Raw genomic sequence first — 14,692 nt, forward strand, 5'->3', positions numbered from 1 at the left:
AAAAAGAAACCCAAATACAGAATTGTATTTGAATTTCTTAACTTAATGACATTGGAGCCTTGCTCAGGCTTTTTCTATATATATATTATAGCGCGAAAAAGCGACTATGAAAACGCTATTAAATATCTTTATTTAATTTGTAGCACTTTTACTAAAAACAAGTTAAAAATCACTGATTTTTCCTTAATTTTACCTTCTTATATAAGTTGTTATTTCCAAAATCTTATGATTTACTCCGTTTGTTATAGTTATTATATAAATTTACTTGACTTTTTACTATATAGATAATAAAATTAAATTGGTTTTATGTAAACGTTATCAAAATAGTTGTATCAAGGAGGTTTTATCATGAAACTAGACAAGAAACAGCGTTTCTCGATTCGCAAGTATGCAGTCGGAGCAGCTTCTGTACTGATAGGATTTACCTTCAGTGCGCAAGTCGTATCTGCAGATGGACTCACACCAGCACCAAAAGCTACTGAAACTTTGCAAGCTGTGCCGGATAGCCCACAAGCATCAGAAGCACCAATTCAAGATAAAGAAGAAAAACTTGTAAAACAAGCTGATAAAACTATAAAAGAGGAAGTTAAAACTGAAAAAGATACTGTTAACACAGTTGTTCCAAAAACAGACAATGCGGTAGCACCGGTAGTAACAGAACATACCAGCCCAGCTCCTACTACGGAATCAGAAAACACAACTCAAGTGAAAAAAAGTTCAGATAGTGCCAATGCTGAGAAGAAAAACGAGCCTGCTACTCCTGCTGTACTCGCTCCGACTACTGAACGTGCCACTCAAACTAATGAAAAGCTAGCGAAAAAGAAAATTGTTTCTATTGATGCTGGACGTAAATATTTCTCACCAGAACAGCTCAAGGAAATCATCGATAAAGCGAAACATTATGGCTACACTGATTTACACCTATTAGTTGGAAATGATGGGCTCCGCTTCATGTTGGACGATATGAGCATCACAGCTAACGGCAAAACCTATGCGAGTGACGATGTCAAACGTGCCATTGAAAAAGGTACAAATGATTATTACAACGATCCAAACGGCAATCACTTAACAGAAAGTCAAATGACAGATCTAATTAACTATGCCAAAGATAAAGGCATCGGTCTCATTCCGACAGTAAATAGTCCTGGTCACATGGATGCTATCCTCAATGCCATGAAAGAATTGGGAATCCAAAAACCTAACTTTAGCTATTTTGGGAAGGAATCAGCCCGTACCGTAGATCTTGACAACGAACAAGCAGTCGCTTTTACAAAAGCCCTTATCGATAAATATGCTGCTTATTTCGCGAAAAAGACTGAAATCTTCAACATCGGACTTGATGAATATGCCAATGATGCAACAAACGCTAAAGGTTGGAGCGTTCTTCAAGCTGATAAATACTATCCAAACGAAGGCTACCCTGTAAAAGGATATGAAAAATTTATTGCCTACGCCAATGACCTAGCTCGTATTGTAAAATCGCACGGTCTAAAACCAATGGCCTTCAATGATGGTATTTACTACAATAGTGATACTAGCTTCGGAACTTTCGACAAAGATATCATCGTTTCAATGTGGACTGGTGGCTGGGGAGGTTACGACGTCGCTTCTTCTAAACTTCTAGTAGAAAAAGGTCACCAAATCCTAAACACTAACGATGCTTGGTACTATGTTCTTGGGCGAAATGCAGATGGCCAAGGTTGGTACAACCTTGATCAAGGATTAAACGGTATCAAGAACACTCCAATCACTTCGGTACCAAAATCCGACGGAGCAACTATTCCATTCATCGGTGGTATGGTAGCTGCTTGGGCTGACACTCCATCTGCACGTTATTCACCATCACGCCTCTTCAAACTCATGCGGCAATTCGCAAATTCTAATGCTGAATACTTCGCAGCTGATTATGAGTCTGCAGAACAAGCACTTAACGAGGTACCAAAAGACCTTAACCGTTATACTGCAGAAAGCGTCGCAGCAGTTAACGAAGCGGCAAAAGTCATCCGTTCACTTGATAGCAACCTCAGTCGTGCCCAACAAGACACGATTGACCAAGCTATTGCAAAACTTCAAGAAGCAGTCAGCAATTTGACCTTCACACCAGAAGCTCAAAAAGAAGAAGATGCTAAACGTGAAGTTGAAAAACTTGTCAAAAACAAGGTGATTTCAATCGATGCTGGACGCAAATACTTTACTCTTAATCAGCTCAAACGCATCGTAGATAAGGCCAGTGAGCTCGGATATTCTGATGTTCATCTCCTTCTAGGAAATGACGGACTTCGCTTCCTACTCGATGATATGACCATCACTGCTAACGGAAAAACCTATTCAAGTGATGATGTCAAAAATGCCATCATCCAAGGAACAAAAGCTTACTACGACGATCCAAATGGGACTTCGCTTACACAGGCAGAAGTGACAGAACTAATTGAATACGCTAAATCTAAGGGTATCGGTCTCATCCCAGCTATCAACAGCCCAGGTCACATGGATGCTATGCTCGTTGCCATGGAAAAATTGGGTATTAAAAATCCTCAAGCCCACTTTGACAAAGTCTCCAAAACAACTATGGACTTGAGAAACGAAGAAGCGATGAACTTTGTAAAAACCCTCATCGGTAAATACATGGACTTCTTTGCAGGTAAAACAAAGATTTTCAACTTTGGTACTGACGAATATGCTAACGATGCGACTAGTGCCCAAGGCTGGTACTACCTCAAATGGTATCAACTCTATGGCAAGTTTGCCGAATATGCCAACACCCTCGCAGCTATGGCCAAAGAAAGAGGGCTTCAACCAATGGCCTTCAACGATGGCTTCTACTATGAGGACAAGGACGATGTTCAGTTTGACAAAGATGTCTTGATTTCTTACTGGTCTAAAGGTTGGTGGGGCTACAACCTCGCATCACCTCAATACCTAGCAAGCAAAGGTTATAAGTTCTTGAATACCAACGGTGACTGGTATTATGTTATAGGCAATCACAAACAAGATGAAGCTTACCCTCTTTCAAAAGCAGTTGAAAATTCTGGTAAAGTTCCATTCAATCAACTAGCTTCTATCAAATATCCTGAAGTAGACCTTCCAACAGTTGGAAGTATGCTTGCTATCTGGGCAGATAAACCAAGCGCTGAGTACAAGGAAGAGGAAATCTTTGAACTTATGACTGCCTTTGCAGACCACAACAAAGACTACTTCCGAGCTAATTATAATGCTCTCCGCGAAGAATTAGCTAAAATTCCTGAAAACTTAGAAGGATACAGCAAGGAAAGCTTGGATGCCCTAAGTGCAGCTAAAACAGCTCTAAATTACAACCTCAACCGTAATAAACAAGCTGAGCTTGACACACTTGTAGCCAACTTAAAAGCCGCTCGCTTAGGTCTCAAACCAGCTGCAACTCACTCAGGAAGTCTGGATGAAAATGAAGTGGCTGCCAATGTTGAAACCAGACCAGAACTCATCACAAGAACTGAAGAAATCCCATTTGAAGTTATCAATAAAGAAAATCCTAACCTCCCAGCTGGTCAGCAAAATATTATTACAGCAGGAGTCAAAGGTGAACGAACTCATTACATCTCTGTCCTTACTGAAAATGGAAAAACAACAGAAACAGTCCTTGATAGCCAGGTAACCAAAGAAGCTGTGAACCAAGTGGTTGAAGTCGGTGCTCTCGTAACACATGTAGGCGATGAAAGCGGACAAGCCGCTATTGCTGAAGAAAAACCAAAACTAGAAATCCCAAGCCAACCAGCTCCATCAACTGCTCCTGCGGAGGAAAACAAAGCTCTTCCTCAAGGTCCAGCTCCTGTGGCAACAGAGAAAGAACTTCCTGAAACAGGAAGTCACGATTCTGCAGGACTAGTAGTCGCAGGACTCATGACTACACTAGCAGCCTATGGACTCACTAAAAGAAAAGAAGACTAAGTCTTTTCGATAAAAAAATAAACAGCGAGATTGAAGATCGCTGTTTATTTTTTAATTAATCACCAAGTCCGAGGCGGTCAAAGATATCCTCCACTCGTTTAGTGTAATAAAGAGGGTTGAAGATTTCATCAATTTCTTCTTGTGTGAGGCGTGATGTTACTTCTGTATCTGCCTCAAGAAGTGGTTTAAAGTCTACTTGGTTATCCCAAGAGTAGGCTGTTTTTGGTTGCACCAAGTCATAAGCTTGCTCACGGGTCATCCCTTTTTCAATCAAGGTCAACATAGCACGTTGGCTGAAGATAAGACCGAAAGTTGAGTTCATGTTGCGGATCATGTTTTCTGGGAAGACTGTCAAATTCTTAACAATATTTCCAAAGCGGTTAAGCATGTAGTCAATCAAAATGGTCGTATCTGGTGTGATAATACGCTCAGCTGATGAGTGTGAAATGTCACGTTCGTGCCAGAGGGCTACGTTCTCATAAGCTGTAATCATGTGACCACGGATAACACGTGCAAGACCTGTCATGTTTTCAGAGCCGATTGGGTTGCGTTTGTGAGGCATAGCTGAAGAACCTTTTTGCCCTTTAGCAAAGAACTCTTCTACTTCGCGTTGTTCTGATTTTTGAAGCCCACGGATTTCCGTTGCCATACGTTCGATTGAAGTCGCGATGCTAGCAAGAACTGCAAAGTACTCAGCGTGAAGGTCACGAGGAAGGACCTGTGTTGAGATTTCTTGAGCACGAATACCCAATTTGTCGCAGACGTATTGCTCAACGAATGGTGGAATGTTGGCAAAGTTACCAACAGCACCAGAAATCTTACCAGCCTCAACACCAGCAGCCGCATGCTCGAAACGATCGATATTGCGCTTCATTTCGCTGTACCATGTTGCCAATTTAAGACCAAAAGTTGTAGGCTCAGCGTGCACACCGTGGGTACGCCCCATCATGATGGTGAACTTGTGCTCCTTAGCCTTATCAGCGATGATGTTGGTGAAGTTTTCAAGGTCACGACGGATGATGTCGTTGGCCTGCTTGTAGAGGTAACCGTAGGCCGTATCCACTACGTCGGTAGATGTCAAACCATAGTGAACCCACTTGCGTTCCTCACCAAGTGTCTCAGAAACCGCACGTGTGAAAGCCACCACATCGTGGCGCGTCTCCTGCTCAATCTCCAAAATACGGTCGATGTCAAAGTCCGCCTTCTCGCGAATCAAAGCCACATCTTCCTTAGGGATTTCCCCCAACTCAGCCCATGCTTCATCAGCCAAGATTTCCACCTCAAGCCAAGCACGGTATTTATTTTCTTCACTCCAAATATTCGCCATCTCAGGGCGAGAGTAACGGTCGATCATGTTGTTAATTTTTCCTTTCTTCTAAAGCTGTTGGGAATAAACTATCTAGGTAAAGCAAGATTTCTACTCAAACTCCTCTTTCCCAATAAACACAGACGGATAATGATCTAGTGTATTCAAATCCGTATCCAGCGGTAAACTATAGATAGCTAAATAGTTTTCAGGGTATTGTGCAGTTAGTTCTTTATATTTAGCTTGTACCTTATCTTGGTCAGCACTAGCATACAAGACTTCCACGACTGCTCCAGTTTTATCCTTTTCAACAAAAGCGTTAACGATAATTTGTATCATAGACTTGTCCTAAAAATCTATCCCTTTCCCAAACTCAACCACATTGTCTGGTTCATTACTAAACAAAGTCACATGTCCCATCTTGCGGTTGTGCTTCGCTTCTATTTTACCATACATGTGGAGGTGGGCGCTTGGATTTTCTGTGACATATTTTTCGGCGACCTCGACATGCTGACCGAGAACATTGAGCATGACTGCTGGTGCATGTAGTTTGATAGCTGGTAATGGTGTCCCCAGAACACCCAGAATATGGGCATCAAACTGGGAGAAGTCACAAGCTTCAATAGAGTAGTGCCCAGAGTTGTGTGGTCGTGGGGCAATCTCGTTGACAATGATGTCATCAGCTGTCGCAAACATTTCCACGCAAAGGGTTCCAGATAGGTTGAGCTGTTCAGCGATTCGCACTGCCATAGCTTTAGCCTTGTCAGCCAGACTTTCTGAAATGCGAGCAGGCACGATAGTCTTAGACAAGATGTTGTTGCGGTGGATATTTTCCTGAACTGGAAAAACTGTCACATCCTTGCCATTTCCTGACACGATGACAGAAATTTCAAGGTCAAAATTGACGAATTCCTCTAAAACGCAGGCTGCTGAGTCAGCTAACGCATAGGCTTCTTCTAAATCTGCTTCTGAGCGAATAACCTTCTGTCCATGCCCATCGTAGCCACCAGTTGCAGTCTTGAGGACATAGGCTTTCGACAGGTCAATATCTGCCAAGTCTTGGCTAGAAGTCACAACCTTGTAAGGTGCCACCGTTACTTGAGCCTTGTTTGACAAAAAGTCCTTTTCAAAGATGCGATTTTGCGAAATACGGAGCAGGTCGGTCCCTTGAGGGAGTTGACCATCCTTGATGACAGCATCTAAACCATCTGCATCAACATTTTCGAATTCATAAGTGAGAACATCACAGTGCTCTGCCAATTGACGAAGTGCGTCAACATCATTATAAGGCGCCACAATGATTTCCGCTACGCGAGAGGCTGGGCAATCAGCCGCAGGATCCAGCGCGATAACCTTGTGGCCCATGTAGATAGCAGAAATAGCCATCATTTGACCCAGCTGACCGCCACCGATAATTCCGATTGTTTTAGATGAGCTCATTTGTAGACTCCTCTGCGATTTTTCCTTGTTCTTCTGCGAAATCTGCCAATGCTGTCGCGATAGACTGATCCTCTACTGATAGGAGACGGAGAGCGAAGAGGGCAGCGTTGGTCGCACCTGCTTCACCAATAGCCATAGTTGCGACTGGCACACCACCTGGCATCTGCACAATGGAATAGAGTGAATCCACGCCACTAAGGGCACGAGATTTGACTGGCACACCAATGACTGGAAGGGTTGTTTTGGCAGCTACCATTCCTGGTAAATGGGCTGCACCTCCCGCACCTGCGATGATGACCTTGATGCCACGGCTACGAGCCTCTTCGGCATGTCTGAACATGAGATCAGGTGTACGGTGGGCAGAGACAACCTTCTTTTCGTAAGCAACGCCGAAGCGGTCTAGGACTTCTGCGGTTTTTTGCATGGTTGCCCAGTCTGATTTTGAGCCCATGATAATGGAAATTACGGGTTTCATTTCTTCTCCTTTTTCCTCTTTTTCAACAATCACCTTAGGTTGTAAGGAACGGAAGCAAATCTTCGGTTTCATTCCTAAACTTTGAGCCTAAGGTCTCAAAGTTTCCCCCGAACAGAACAGATACTGTTCTGATCTTTTCACCACGGCGACCATTATCGTATTTGGCGACTGCGTCGCTTTTTCTTATATCTTTATCTAATTGCCTTGCTTCCGATATCTGTTCGGTAAAAGAAACCTTCTGTTTGTTGTTGGACAAGCTCTTGGTAAATGGTATCTTGGGTTTCTTTGACGGTGTCTGCTGTGGTAACGAGCATATAGACACGTCCACCGTTTGATAGCAGTGCTCTGCTATTTTCCGAAAACTTAGCCCCTGCATAGTAGGTGATGATATCGCCGTCGGTTTTTACTGGCAACTTGACACCTTTTTCATAGTCTAGCGGGTAACCATTGGATGCGACAACTACACCCAGAGTCACACCCTTGTCCAGCCACGTGATCTTCGGCTCCTTGCCATCCAGAATATCCGTGATATTTTGCGCAAAATCAGAAGTCAAACGAGGCAAGATAATCTGTGTTTCAGGATCCCCGAACCGAGCATTGAATTCGATAACTTTAGGTCCATCTGCTGTCAGGATAAGCCCTGCGTAAAGGATACCAAGATACGGACGACCTTCTTTAATCATCCCCTCTAGGACTGGTTTGACAATAGTCTCAACCGCTGTGGAAACTACACTCTCTGGCAAGTGAGGAACTGGCGCATAGGCACCCATACCGCCCGTGTTAGGACCCTTGTCGCCATCATAGGCACGTTTGTGGTCCTGAGCTGTCGGCATGATGTAGAACTTATTGCCATTGGCAAAGGCAAAGAGAGAGAACTCTTCTCCTTCAAGGAATTCCTCAATAACCACACGCGCACCTGAGTCACCAAATTTATTGTCCAAAAGCATCTCATGAGCGGCTTCGACCGCTTGCTCAACCGTCTCAGCAACGATGACACCCTTCCCAAGCGCCAAGCCATCTGCCTTGACTACGATAGGCGCACCATGCTTTTCGATATAGGCCTTGGCTTCCTTAAAGTCTGAGAATGTGCCATAGGTTGCTGTCGGAACGCCGTATTTGACCATGATTTCCTTGGCAAAATCCTTGGACCACTCCAGCTCCGCTGCCAATCTTGTCGGACCAAAGGCTTTGAGACCAGCTGCATGGAAATCATCCACGATACCAGCCGCAAGGGCGTCATCTGGACCAATGAAGGACCAAGCGATATCGTTGGCCTTTGCAAAGTCAATCAAATTAGAATGTTCGGAAATAGAGATGTTTACCAATTCCAGACCATCCAGAGTCATCCCGTCATTCCCAGGAGCTACAAAGACTTTTTCAACGTCTTTTGACTCAAGCAACTTCTTAGCAATCGCATGTTCACGACCACCCGAACCGACAACAAGCAGTTTCATTTCTCAACCTCTTTTGCGAATTATTTACTAACATTATAACATAAACGTTCGTTTTAATCTTGTTTTACTCCGCATTTTTACGCAAAAAAGGAAAGAAACTGTTTTCTTCCCTTTAGTGTTCTTAATGTCTAAAATGTCTCACGCCTGTGAAGAGCGGTTCTTCCGAGTTTTAATTATAGCTATCATTAATCATTGTAATATTTTTATACCAAAGTATGAAAACAATATTGAAATTACTAAAGCTATCCACGGTATGACATTAGGTATTTTTTTAAATTTAAAAGTGTTATATCCAACTACAAGCGGTGATAATATCGACATTACATAACAAACAATATATAATAATAGATACAAGAAAAATTTACTGTTGCCATCTTGGAAATAACTAATTAGAACATTCACAAGGTTATCTAATTTCCCGTTGGAAAATTGATTCAAATAGTCTATCAGTTGTTCAGGGAATTTTATATTTTGGTTTATTATATTAGCACTTATCACGATAGTAGTTTGGACTAGAGCAATTATAGCATTCTTCAATCTATATTCTCCCGATTTATAAAATATATAAAATAAAGGAGCTATTGAAGCAATGACAAGATAAGTCCATATAAAAATAATGTTGTTGTTAAGAAAATTCCTAACGGGATTAATAAATAATATAAATAGAGATATTACAAATAGCGAAATAATAATCCACATAATCTCAGAATTATCACTGGTCGAGCTTCCTGTATTGACTTTAGTCATTACATTCGTATGAAATATATTTGTCGTCTGTTTTATATTTGTGGAATTATCAACATTACTTACATTCCCATGAATATTTTTATTCTTGACATTTCTCATAAATAATCTCCTAATGTCTAAAATGTCTCACGCCTGTGAAGACCATGGTCAAGCCATATTTGTCAGCAGCTTCGATGGATTCTTGATCACGGACTGAGCCCCCTGGCTGGATGATGGCCTTGATACCTGCTTTTGCGATTTCTTCCACATTATCCGCAAATGGGAAGAAGGCATCGGAAGCAAGCACAGCGCTGTCAAGGCGGTCTTTGGCTTGGTCAATGGCAATACGTACGGAAGCCACACGGTTAGTTTGACCTGGACCAACACCCAGTGTCATGTGGTCGTTGGTCACGATAATTCCGTTTGATTTGACATACTTGATAGCCTTCCAAGCGAACTCAAGAGCTGTCGCTTCTGTCTCTGTTGGTTGGCGTTTGGTCACCACTTGCCAGTCAGCTGGACTTTCTTTGACAACGTCTTGGTTTTGCACCAGAAGTCCACCGACAACACCTGTATATTCTGCTTCCACTTCGCTAGCCTCTTGAGCATCAAATGGCAAGACAAGGATACGCAAGTTTTTCTTTTTATTGGTCAAAATAGCTAGCGCCTCATCCGTATAGCTTGGTGCTATGATGATTTCAAGGAAGACACCATGCATCTTCTCAGCTGTCGCAGCATCCACCTCACGGTTAAGAACAACGATACCACCAAAGATAGACACTGGGTCAGACTCATAAGCGTAGTCCCAAGCAGTCTCGATGTCATCAGCCTGACCGATTCCACATGGGTTCATGTGTTTGAGAGCCACAACGGTTGGACGATCTTTGAAATCACGGATGATACGGATAGCAGCATCCGCATCACGGATATTGTTGAAGGACAATTCTTTCCCGTTAAGCTGTTTAGCGGATGCAATCGAGTAGTCTGTCGGCAAAGCTTTTTGGTAGAAGTCCGCGTCCTGTTGAGGATTTTCCCCATAGCGCATAGCTTGCTTGAGGTCATAAGTCAAAGTGAGTTTTTCAGGTTTGCTTTCGCCCACTTGAGCTGTGAAGTATTCTGCAATCAAGGCATCATAAGCCGCTGTGTGACGGAAAACCTTGGCTGCTAAACGTTGTCGAGTTTCATAAGTAGTTTCACCATTTGCTGACAATTCGTCAAGAACCACTGCATAGTCAGCAGGGTCTACCACAACTGTTACGCTAGCATGGTTTTTAGCTGCTGAACGAAGCATAGATGGTCCACCGATATCGATATTCTCCACAGCATCCGCGTAAGTCACATCCGGTTTGAGGATTGTTTCCTTGAATGGGTAAAGGTTGACCACAACAAGGTCTATGAGCTCAATCTGATTGTCCTTAGCTGCTTCCAAGTGACTATCCAAGTCACGACGAGCTAAGAGACCTCCGTGGATATTTGGGTGGAGAGTCTTGACGCGACCGTCCATCATCTCTGGAAAACCAGTCACGTCATCGATAGCAATGGTGTCCACCCCAGCATTGTCAAGGGCAACCTTAGTTCCACCTGTCGAGATAATCTCCCAACCAAGTTTTTTGAGTTCTTGGGCAAATTCAACAATGCCCGCTTTATCTGAGACTGAAATAAGTGCTCGTTTAGTCATTTTTCTTCCTTTCATGTTCAAACTTTCTACCTACGTAATTTTCTTTTCATAAAGTATAGGGAGACGATTACCAAAACTCCCAAAATTACTGTCAGTAAAAATCTCCCCCAATAGGGAATCTCAGGGAATAAGAAATTAACCAGTAAGCGTAAAATCACTGCTAAGGTGATCAAAGCAAGTGTTTCTAACCATTTTGTCATTTTTCCTCCTTTTGAATAAATAGGGTTTTGAGGTGATTAAAGACTAATCTAACTCATATAAAAGGTAGTTATCAAAATTTATGATTCCTTTGAGATAATCTCGGTCTGCTTTAGACAACTCAAATTCTGGAAAAGTCGCAATTAAACTGGACAAATAAAAATAATTCGGATGCCTACGATAAGAAAAACCTGATTGACCGAATTTCCCTTGACAAAAATCATAGGCAAGTTTTAATTCTTGACTTGTGACACCGTCTAAAATTTTATCTAACTCTGAAAGCTGACTTTTATCAGTATTTTCTATCATAGCTTTCACTGTATTTACTAAAACAAAAAGAAAATCATTAGTATTATCCAGTAGGATTGGTCTGTTAGATAACTTATTCTTTAACTCCATATAGTATTGGTCCATAATCATTTCTTCCTCTCCGCTCCCAAACTATCCAGCACTTCCGGATACAACTTGTACTCTGCCTCATGAATCCGAGTTTCAAAACTTTCAATGGTATCATCAGCCAACCGTGGTACACGTACTTGTTTGATGACCTTTCCTGTATCCACTCCGGAATCCACCCAGTGAATGGTCACGCCAGACTGGTCAACACCAGCATTCCAAGCATCTTCAATCCCATGAGCTCCTGGAAATTCTGGCAGGTAGGCTGGATGAATGTTGATAATTCGGCCCTCATAAGCTGCTAATAAAGTTGGCCCAACGATTTTCATGTAGCCTGCTAGACAAACCAAGTCAATCTGGTGTTCTTCCAAGAGTTCGACAAGAGCTGCTTCGTAGTCTGCCTTGCTCTCAAACTCCTTGAGTTCAAAAGCATAGGACAGAACGCCGAGCTTGTCTGCACGCTCGAGCACATAGGCGTCACGATGGTCTGAAAAGACAAACTCCACCGGAAACTCTTCGGCAATCACCTGAAAATTTGAGCCATTACCAGAGGCAAAAACCGCTATTTTTTTCATTTGATGATGACACTTTCGTTTTCTTTCTTGACGATGCGACCAATTTCATAGACTGGTTCATCCAACAATTCCTTGACACGACTTACATTTTCAGGGCTAACTGCTAGCATAAGTCCCACACCCATATTGAAGATTTCAAACATTTCTTCGTGTTTGATCTGACCGTATTTTTCAAGGGCTTTGAAAATTGGTAAAACTGGAACCTTGTCTTCTTCAATCTCAGCAGCCAAGTCAGCTGCAAACATGCGAGGGACATTTTCGATAAAGCCACCACCAGTGATGTGGGCAATGCCGTTGACCAACTCTTCCTTGATGAGTGGCAAAACAGCCTTGACATAGATACGAGTCGGCTCAAGAAGAACTTCCTTGAGTTGCTTGCCTTCCAATTCTGGCAAGACTTCCTCACCTGTGTAATCCGCAAAGACACGACGGACGAGAGAGTAACCATTGGAATGAATCCCACTTGAAGCAAGTCCGAGAAGAACATCTCCCTCTGCCACTTTTGAACCGTCAATGATTTGAGATTTTTCAGCCACACCGACCGCAAAACCAGCCAAGTCATAGTCATCTTCGCCGTACATGCCAGGCATTTCAGCCGTTTCTCCACCGATGAGGGCGGCACCTGCCTGTACACAACCTTCTGCCACACCAGCAACCACTTGTTCTAGCTTAGCTGGTTCATTCTTGCCAGTTGCTACGTAGTCAAGGAAATAGAGGGGCTCCGCACCTGAAGCAATGATATCATTGACACACATGGCCACACAGTCCTGACCGATGGTATCGTGCTTGTCGTACTTGATAGCCAGCATGAGCTTGGTTCCGACACCATCAGTTCCTGAAATCAAGACGGGTTCTTTAACCCCAGTCTTTGAAAGGTCAAACATACCACCAAAGCCACCCAGAGCTCCCATGACACCTGCACGCTCCGTACGAGCCACGTGCTTTTTGATCCGTTCAACAACTTCATAACCCGCTTCAACATCCACACCCGACTGGGCATAAGCATTTTTTGTCATTTATTTATTCCTTTTCTTTTATGGAGAATCTCAGTAACTCACTTGTAAAAACTTGTCTTTTCTTCCAAACTTTTACGATAGTCTTCTTCGTAGTCATAGAGAGGAGTTGGGTAGTCACCGTCAAAGTAAGCGACACAGAGTCCACCATTTGGCGCATCTGTTTCAATCCCAATCGAATCAATCAAACCTTCAACAGAAAGATAGGTCAGGCTATCCGCCCCAATGATTTGGCGAGTTTCTTCGACCGTATGATTAGCCGCAATTAGCTCCTGACGGGTCTGGATATCAATTCCATAGAAACATGGATAAGCTAGCGCTGGGCTACCAATAGCAACGTGAACTTCAGTCGCACCCGCTTCTTTCAAGAGCTGAACGATACGACGAGAAGTTGTTCCTCGTACAATAGAGTCATCAATCATAACAACACGCTTGCCTTTGACAACACCAGAAACTGCAGACAATTTCATCCGTACCCCTTGCTCCCGTAATTCTTGAGTCGGTTGGATAAAGGTACGTTGGGTGTATTGGTTCTTGATGAGGCCCATTTCATTTGGTAGCCCTGACTCTTCCGCAAATCCCATAGCCGCGCTGAGGGAAGAATTGGGCACACCGACCACGATATCTGCCTCATGCTTAAATTCACGCGCCAATTGGGCACCCATACGTTTGCGAGCCGTATGGACATTGACACCGTGGATATTAGAATCAGGGCGAGCAAAATAGATATACTCCATAGAACAGATTGCTAACTGGGTATCATCTGTATAGCTATCATACTGGATTCCCTTGTCATCAATGATCACAATCTCACCTGGCTTCAAATCACGAATCCATTCAGCACCAATAACCTCAAAAGCACAGGTTTCAGAGGAAACCACCACCGCTCCGTTGGCCATTTTCCCGATAGAAAGTGGACGGAAACCATTGGGGTCAAGAGCCGCAATCAACTTGTCCTCAAACAGCAAGATATAGGCAAAGCCACCTTTGACAAGGCTGAGCGCCTCTTTGATTTTGCCCATCAAGTTCGGATTGTGACTCCGACGAATGAGGTGAGCCAAGATTTCCGAGTCCGAAGTCGCGCTGAAAATCGCTCCTCTTTGTTCCAGTTCTTTCTTGAGAGAGGCTGCATTGGTCAGATTTCCATTATGAGCCAACCCAAACTGCATATCGTGAAAACGGAAGAGGAAGGGCTGGATATTATCTACAGAAGCTTCGCCAGCAGTCGCATAACGCACGTGACCAATCGCACCAGTTCCCGTCAATTTATCCAAATTAGCAGGATTTCTGAAGACTTCTGATAAAAGTCCCATGTCACGATGGCGCTTCAATTGTCCCTGATCATTGGAGAGGATTCCTGCCCCCTCCTGACCACGGTGCTGAAGACTGTGGAGACCAAAATAGGTCAATTTAGCAGCATCTGGATGTCCCCAGATACCGAAAACACCACATTCTTCATTAAGAGATTTTACTTCGTATGTCATTTTTTATACCTAATTTTCATTTG

13 protein-coding genes are annotated in these 14,692 nt (G+C 43.1%); 1 reads left to right on the forward strand and 12 read right to left on the reverse strand.

Annotated elements, in window-relative coordinates; translation table 11 throughout:
• Positions 1-348 precede the first annotated feature (348 nt).
• The gene (strH, locus tag RWM06_RS03415; protein WP_313970128.1) at positions 349-3,924 is read left to right on the forward strand and encodes an LPXTG-anchored beta-N-acetylhexosaminidase StrH; all 3,576 of its coding nucleotides are present in this window, start codon (positions 349-351) and stop codon (positions 3,922-3,924) included.
• A 55-nt stretch (positions 3,925-3,979) separates the two neighbouring features.
• Here strH and purB read toward each other — a convergent pair whose 3' ends face one another.
• The 12 genes from purB to purF form a co-directional block, all read right to left on the reverse strand.
• Entirely contained in the window at positions 3,980-5,278 is a 1,299-nt protein-coding gene (purB, locus tag RWM06_RS03420; protein ID WP_313970129.1) for an adenylosuccinate lyase, read from the reverse strand.
• Positions 5,279-5,341: 63 nt separating this feature from the next.
• Complete coding sequence (locus RWM06_RS03425; RefSeq protein WP_313970130.1) at positions 5,342-5,569, reverse strand: phosphoribosylaminoimidazole carboxylase; 228 nt, start codon at positions 5,567-5,569, stop codon at positions 5,342-5,344.
• A gap of 9 nt (positions 5,570-5,578) precedes the next feature.
• Entirely contained in the window at positions 5,579-6,670 is a 1,092-nt protein-coding gene (gene purK, locus RWM06_RS03430; protein WP_313970131.1) for a 5-(carboxyamino)imidazole ribonucleotide synthase, read from the reverse strand.
• Positions 6,657-7,145: a 5-(carboxyamino)imidazole ribonucleotide mutase gene (gene purE / locus RWM06_RS03435; RefSeq protein ID WP_049522371.1), complete on the reverse strand. Its 489-nt coding sequence runs from the start codon at positions 7,143-7,145 to the stop codon at positions 6,657-6,659. Before purE ends, purK begins: the two co-directional genes overlap by 14 nt.
• Before the next feature lie 191 nt (positions 7,146-7,336).
• Positions 7,337-8,599, reverse strand: coding sequence for a phosphoribosylamine--glycine ligase (purD, locus tag RWM06_RS03440; RefSeq protein ID WP_313970132.1), 1,263 nt, complete (start codon positions 8,597-8,599; stop codon positions 7,337-7,339).
• A gap of 189 nt (positions 8,600-8,788) precedes the next feature.
• A complete protein-coding gene (locus tag RWM06_RS03445; protein WP_313970133.1) occupies positions 8,789-9,445 on the reverse strand; it encodes a hypothetical protein in 657 nt (218 codons plus the stop codon).
• A gap of 10 nt (positions 9,446-9,455) precedes the next feature.
• Positions 9,456-11,003 carry a bifunctional phosphoribosylaminoimidazolecarboxamide formyltransferase/IMP cyclohydrolase gene (gene purH, locus RWM06_RS03450; protein ID WP_313970134.1) on the reverse strand — a complete coding sequence of 516 codons (1,548 nt, stop codon included), beginning with the start codon at positions 11,001-11,003 and terminating at the stop codon, positions 9,456-9,458.
• 26 nt (positions 11,004-11,029) lie between these two features.
• On the reverse strand, positions 11,030-11,203 hold the full coding sequence (locus RWM06_RS03455; RefSeq protein WP_313970135.1) for a hypothetical protein: 174 nt from the start codon (positions 11,201-11,203) through the stop codon (positions 11,030-11,032).
• A gap of 43 nt (positions 11,204-11,246) precedes the next feature.
• A complete protein-coding gene (locus tag RWM06_RS03460; RefSeq protein ID WP_240151451.1) occupies positions 11,247-11,615 on the reverse strand; it encodes a hypothetical protein in 369 nt (122 codons plus the stop codon).
• Between the two features lie 2 nt (positions 11,616-11,617).
• On the reverse strand, positions 11,618-12,172 hold the full coding sequence (purN, locus tag RWM06_RS03465; protein WP_313970136.1) for a phosphoribosylglycinamide formyltransferase: 555 nt from the start codon (positions 12,170-12,172) through the stop codon (positions 11,618-11,620).
• Positions 12,169-13,188, reverse strand: coding sequence for a phosphoribosylformylglycinamidine cyclo-ligase (purM, locus tag RWM06_RS03470; RefSeq protein WP_313970137.1), 1,020 nt, complete (start codon positions 13,186-13,188; stop codon positions 12,169-12,171). The genes purN and purM overlap by 4 nt, the downstream gene beginning before the upstream one ends.
• 38 nt (positions 13,189-13,226) lie before the next feature.
• Entirely contained in the window at positions 13,227-14,669 is a 1,443-nt protein-coding gene (gene purF / locus RWM06_RS03475) for an amidophosphoribosyltransferase (protein ID WP_313970138.1), read from the reverse strand.
• Between the last annotated feature and the right edge of the window lie 23 nt (positions 14,670-14,692).

The sequence above is a fragment of the uncultured Streptococcus sp. genome (assembly GCF_963516575.1).
Classification (GTDB): domain Bacteria; phylum Bacillota; class Bacilli; order Lactobacillales; family Streptococcaceae; genus Streptococcus.

What these genes read in the sequence shown, in the direction of transcription:
- RWM06_RS03425 (WP_313970130.1), bottom strand. Translation starts at nt 5,569, where the DNA reads ATGATACAAATTATCGTTAACGCTTTTGTTGAAAAGGATAAAACTGGA.
- purE (WP_049522371.1), bottom strand. Translation starts at nt 7,145, where the DNA reads ATGAAACCCGTAATTTCCATTATCATGGGCTCAAAATCAGACTGGGCA.
- purN (WP_313970136.1), bottom strand. Translation starts at nt 12,172, where the DNA reads ATGAAAAAAATAGCGGTTTTTGCCTCTGGTAATGGCTCAAATTTTCAG.
- RWM06_RS03455 (WP_313970135.1), bottom strand. Translation starts at nt 11,203, where the DNA reads ATGACAAAATGGTTAGAAACACTTGCTTTGATCACCTTAGCAGTGATT.
- purB (WP_313970129.1), bottom strand. Translation starts at nt 5,278, where the DNA reads ATGATCGACCGTTACTCTCGCCCTGAGATGGCGAATATTTGGAGTGAA.
- purK (WP_313970131.1), bottom strand. Translation starts at nt 6,670, where the DNA reads ATGAGCTCATCTAAAACAATCGGAATTATCGGTGGCGGTCAGCTGGGT.
- RWM06_RS03445 (WP_313970133.1), bottom strand. Translation starts at nt 9,445, where the DNA reads ATGAGAAATGTCAAGAATAAAAATATTCATGGGAATGTAAGTAATGTT.
- strH (WP_313970128.1), top strand. Translation starts at nt 349, where the DNA reads ATGAAACTAGACAAGAAACAGCGTTTCTCGATTCGCAAGTATGCAGTC.
- purH (WP_313970134.1), bottom strand. Translation starts at nt 11,003, where the DNA reads ATGACTAAACGAGCACTTATTTCAGTCTCAGATAAAGCGGGCATTGTT.
- RWM06_RS03460 (WP_240151451.1), bottom strand. Translation starts at nt 11,615, where the DNA reads ATGGACCAATACTATATGGAGTTAAAGAATAAGTTATCTAACAGACCA.
- purF (WP_313970138.1), bottom strand. Translation starts at nt 14,669, where the DNA reads ATGACATACGAAGTAAAATCTCTTAATGAAGAATGTGGTGTTTTCGGT.
- purM (WP_313970137.1), bottom strand. Translation starts at nt 13,188, where the DNA reads ATGACAAAAAATGCTTATGCCCAGTCGGGTGTGGATGTTGAAGCGGGT.
- purD (WP_313970132.1), bottom strand. Translation starts at nt 8,599, where the DNA reads ATGAAACTGCTTGTTGTCGGTTCGGGTGGTCGTGAACATGCGATTGCT.